The sequence below is a fragment of the Micromonospora sp. CNZ303 genome (assembly GCF_004345505.1).
In genome coordinates this window covers 1-5461 of the sequence record NZ_SLVT01000041.1, presented here as the reverse complement: position 1 = coordinate 5461, position 5461 = coordinate 1, and the positions used below count along the sequence as shown (strand labels likewise).

The following is a 5461-nucleotide window of genomic DNA, read 5'->3' as shown; positions in this document are numbered from 1 at the left end:
TCGTCGACCTCGACACCGACGCACACCGCTGGGCCGAGCACCCCACCACCAGCCCCGACCCCGGCACCCGGCCCGACCACCTCGCCTACGTCATCTACACCTCCGGCTCCACCGGCCGGCCCAAGGGCGTCATGGTCGAGCACGGCAACGTGGTGCGGCTCTTCTCCGCCACGGCCGGGTGGTTCGGCTTCGGTCCGACGGACGTGTGGAGCCTCTTCCACTCCTTCGCGTTCGACTTCTCCGTCTGGGAGATCTGGGGGGCGCTGCTGCACGGCGGCCGGCTGGTGATCGTCCCCCGGCTGGTCAGCCGCTCCCCCGCCGACTTCCACCGGCTCCTCTGCGACGAGGGCGTCACCGTCCTCAACCAGACCCCCAGCGCGTTCCGCAGCCTGATCGCCGCGCAGGCCGACAGCGCGCGGACGCACCGGCTGCGCACGGTGGTCTTCGGGGGCGAGGCGCTGGACCCGACGATGCTGCGGCCGTGGTACGCGGACGCGCGCAACGGGCGCACCGAACTGGTCAACATGTACGGCATCACCGAGACCACCGTGCACGTGACCCACCGGCCGTTGACCCCGGCCGACACCGAGCGACCCGGCGTCAGCCCGATCGGGCGACCCATCGGGGACCTGCGGCTCTACGTGCTCGACGGGCGGGGGGAACCGGTGCCGCCCGGGGTCGTCGGCGAGCTCCACGTCGGTGGCGCGGGGGTCGCGCGCGGCTACCTCAACCGTCCCGCGCTGACCGCCGCACGCTTCCGGCCCAGCCCGTTCGTCGCGGGGGACCGGCTCTACGCCACCGGTGACCTCGTGCGCCACCGCCCCGACGGCGGTCTCGAGTACCTGGGCCGCAACGACTCCCAGGTGCAGATCCGTGGCTACCGCGTCGAGCTGGGCGAGATCGAGGCCCGGCTGGCCGCCTGTCCCGGCGTACGCGACGCGGTGGTGACGGTCACGACGGACGCCACGGGCGAGCCACGCCTGGTCGGCTACTACACCGCGTCGGTGCGCCGGCTGACGGCCGAGGCGCTGCGGACCCGGCTGGCCGGCGTCCTGCCGGAGCACATGGTCCCGGCCGCGTACATGCGGGTCGCCGAGTGGCCGCTCACGCCCAACGGCAAGCTCGACCACCGGGCGCTGCCCGCACCCGACGGGTCCGCCTTCGCCGCCCGGCACTACACCGAGCCGGTCGGTCCGACGGAGACCGCCCTCGCCGCCATCTGGGCCGAGGTGCTGGGCGTCGAGCGGGTCGGCCGGCACGACAACTTCTTCGCCCTGGGCGGGCACTCGCTGCTGGCCCTGCGGGTGCTGGAACGGATGCGCCGCCAGGGCCTCTCCGCCGACGTACGCGCGCTCTTCGCCTCGCCGGTCCTGGCCGACCTGGCCCACGCGGTGGGTGCCGGCGCGGACCGGGCCGAGGCGACGCCGGAGCCGATCCCGACCGGCTGCGACCGGATCACCCCGGACCTGTTGCCGCTGGTGGAGCTGAGCCAGCCGGAGATCGACGCGGTCGTCGCCACGGTGTCCGGCGGGGCGCCGAACGTGCAGGACGTCTACCCGCTGGCCCCGGTGCAGGAGGGAATGCTCTTCCACCACCTGATGGCCCGCGACCGCGACCCCTACCTGGTGACCACGGTCCTGCGCTTCGCCGACCGGCACCGGTTGGACCGCTACGCCGCCGCGCTGGAGGCGGTGATCGCCCGGCACGACGTGCTGCGCACCGGGGTGGTGTGGCACGGGATCAACGAGCCGGTGCAGGTGGTGTGGCGCCGGGCGCCCCTGCCCGTGGAGGAGGTTCCGCTCGACGCGGCGGGCGACGACCCGCTGCGGCAGCTCCGCGAGCACGTCGAGCGGCGGTACGCCCGCCTCCCCCTCGACCAGGCCCCCCTGCTGCGGCTGCTGGTCGCGCGGGACCCGCGCGACGGCGGGTGGCTGGCCGTGGAGCTGATCCACCACATCGTCGACGACAACACCTCGCTCAAGCAGCTGCGGGCCGAGGTCCGCGCGTACCTGGCCGGCGAGGGCGACCGGCTGCCGCCGCCGCTGCCGTTCCGCGACTTCGTGGCCCGGATCCGGCGCGGCGCCGACCGGGCCGAGCAGGAAACCTTCTTCCGCCGGATGCTCTCCGACGTGGACAGCCCGACCGTGCCCTTCGGCCTGCGGGACATCCACGGCGACGGGCGCACCATGCGCGACGCCCGGGTGTGGCTCGGGCCGGAGCTGACGCGGCGGCTGCGGCAGCGGGCCCAGGACCTCCAGGTCGGGGTGACCAGCCTGTTCCACGTCGCCTGGGGGCAGGTGCTGGCCCGGGCCGCCGGGCGCCGGGACGTGGTCTTCGGCACCGTGCTCTCCGGCCGGATGGACGCCGGCGCGGGCAGCGACCGCGTCCTCGGGCCCTTCCTGAACACGCTTCCCCTGCGGATCACCCTCGACGCCACCGGTGCCACCGAGTGCGTGCTGCGCACCCACGAGGCGCTGACCGGGCTGATCCGGCACGAGCACGCGTCACTGGCGCTGGCCCAGTCGTGCAGCGGGGTCGCGCCGCCGGCGCCACTCTTCACCGCCCTGCTGAACTACCGGCACGCCGAGGTACTGGCCGAGTCGGACGCCCCCGCGCCGGAACCCGACGCGGACGACCTGACCTACCTGGCCGCGCAGGAGCACGGCAACTACCCGCTCGCGCTGGACGTCGACGACCTGCGCGACGACGTGGCGCTGACCGTCGCCGCCGCGGCCGGGGTGGCGGCCGACCGGGTCTGCGCGATGGTCGAACGGGCCCTGGAGACGCTGGCCGACGCGCTGGAGCGGACGCCGGACGCGCCGGTGGGCGGGCTCGACGTGCTGCCCCCCGCCGAGCGCCGCCGGCTCGTCGAGGAGGGCAACGACACCACGGTGGCGTACCCGCCGGACCGCCTGGTGCACCACCTCGTCGAGGCCCGGGCGGCCCGCGACCCGCAGGCGGTGGCCCTCGTCGACGGCGACGAGCGGCTCACCTACGGCGAGTTGAACGCGCGGGCCAACCGGCTCGCCCACCACCTGCGCGCCCGGGGCGTCGGGCCGGACCGGATCGTGGCGATCTGCGTCGAGCGGTCACCGGAGACGGTGGTGTGCCTGCTGGCCGTCCTCAAGGCCGGCGGCGCCTACCTCCCGCTCGACCCGGCGTACCCGGCCGAACGGCTCGCCGCCATGCTGCGCGACAGCGCCCCGGTGGCGGCGCTGACCCACGGCCCGGCCCGCGAGCGGTTGCGCGCCGCGCTGGCCGGGCTCGACACCCCGCTGGTCGACCTGGACCTCGACGCGGCGGCCTGGGCGGAGCTGCCGGCGACCGACCCGGTCGTCGACGGGTTGGGCGCGCACCACCTGGCGTACGTCATCTACACGTCCGGCACCTCCGGCAGCGCCAACGGGGTGCTGGTGGAGCACCGGCAGCTGGTGGCCGTCGCCGCCGCCTGGGAGCGCCTCTTCGACCTGCGTCCCGGCCTGGTGCACCTGCAGATGGCGAGCTTCTCGTTCGACGTCTTCACCGCCGACGTGGTGCGGGCGCTGGGCTTCGGCGGGCGGCTGGTGCTCTGCCCGCGCCCGCTGCTGCTGGACAGCGCGGGCCTGTACGCCCTGCTGCGCCGCCACGACGTGGACGTCGCCGACTTCGTGCCGGCGGTGCTCAACCCGTTGCTGGAGCACCTGGAGTCGACCGGCGGGAGCCTCGCCGGGTTGGAGACGGTGGTCTGCGGCTCCGACGCCTGGACCGCCGCCGACGCCGCCCGGCTGCGCGCCCTGTGCGGCCCGGAGGTGCGGATCGTCAACGCGTACGGCGTGACCGAGGCGGCCGTCGACAGCACCTGCCACCTGCTCCCGACCGACGGCCTCGCCGGGGCGACCTGCCTGCCGATCGGCCGGCCGCTGCCGAACGTGCGCGTCTACCTGCTGGACGCCGAGGGCGAGCCGGTGCCGGACGGGGTGGTCGGCGAGATCCACATCGGCGGCGCGGGCGTGGCGCGCGGCTACCTGAACCGGCCCGAGCTGACCGCGCGGCGCTTCCGCGCCAACCCGTTCGTGCCGGGCGAGCGGCTCTACCGCACCGGTGACCTGGGTAGACGCCTGCCGGACGGCGAACTGGAGTTCCTGGGCCGCGACGACTTCCAGGTGAAGATCCGGGGCTTCCGCGTCGAGCTGGGCGAGATCGAGTCGCGGCTGGCGGCGACCGAGGGCGTCCGGGAGGCCGTGGTGGTGGCGCGCCCGGACGCCGCCGGCCAGCAGCGGCTCGTCGCGTACGTGCTGGGCGCAGAGGCGCCGGACGCCGCGCGGCTGCGGGACCGGCTCGCCGCCCAACTGCCGGAGCACATGGTGCCGTCGGCGTACGTCCGGCTGGCCGCGTGGCCGCTGACGCCCAACGGCAAGCTCGACCGGGCGGCGCTGCCGGCACCGGACGGGGAGGCCTTCGGCCAGCGCGGGCACGTCGAGCCGGTCGGCCTGCTGGAGACCATGGTCGCCGGCGTCTGGGCCGAGGTGCTGGGGGTCGAGCGGGTCGGTCGGCACGACGACTTCTTCGCCCTGGGCGGCCACTCGCTGCTCGCCATGCGGCTGGTGTCCAGGATCCGGCAGGTGCTGGGGCGGGAGGTCTCCCCGGCGGTGCTCTTCGCGGCGCCGGTCCTGGCCGCCTTCGTCGCCCGGCTGACGCCGGACGGCCGCGACGTGCTGCCCCCGATCCGCCCCGTCGACCGGGCCGGTGCGCTGGAGCCCTCCTTCGCGCAGCGGCGGCTGTGGTTCCTGGAACGCCTCGGCGGTCTCGGCCACGCGTACCACATGCCCCTCGCCCTGGAGTTGGCCGGCTGGCTCGACCACGACGCCCTGCGGGCGGCCCTGGACACCCTGGTCGCCCGGCACGAGGCCCTGCGCACCCGGCTCGTGCCCGCCGGCTCCGACGTCCACCAGCACGTCGACCCGCCCGGCACCGGCTTCACCCTGCACACGCACGACCTCACCGGGGCGCCCGACGCCGCCGGCCGGCTGGCCCGGCTCCAGGACGAGGAGTTCACGGCCCCGTTCGACCTGACCGCCGGCCCTCTGATCCGGGGCCGCCTGGTCACCCTCGCCCCGGACCGGCACGTCCTGCTCGTCACCATGCACCACGTCGTCTCCGACGGGTGGTCCATCGGCGTCCTGACCCGTGAGCTGGGGGTGCTCTACGCCGCCTTCCACGACGGTCGACCCGACCCCCTGCCGCCCCTGCCCGTGCAGTACGCCGACTACGCCGCCTGGCAACGCCAATGGCTCACCGACGGCACCCTCCAACGCCAGGAAACCCACTGGCGACAGACTCTCGCCAACGCGCCCACCCTGCTGCACCTACCCACCGACCGACCCCGACCCCCCGAACAGGACCACCACGGCGCCCACCTCCCCATCACCCTCGACCCCCACCTCACCACCGCCCTCAAAACCCTCACCACCGCCCACGGCAC

The 5461-nt window shown here is 75.2% G+C and carries 1 protein-coding gene; it reads left to right on the top strand.

The genetic code is table 11. From position 1 onward, the window contains the following. The coding region (locus EV374_RS32260; protein ID WP_132240945.1) for a non-ribosomal peptide synthetase at positions 1–5461 on the top strand (5461 nt) is incomplete at both ends.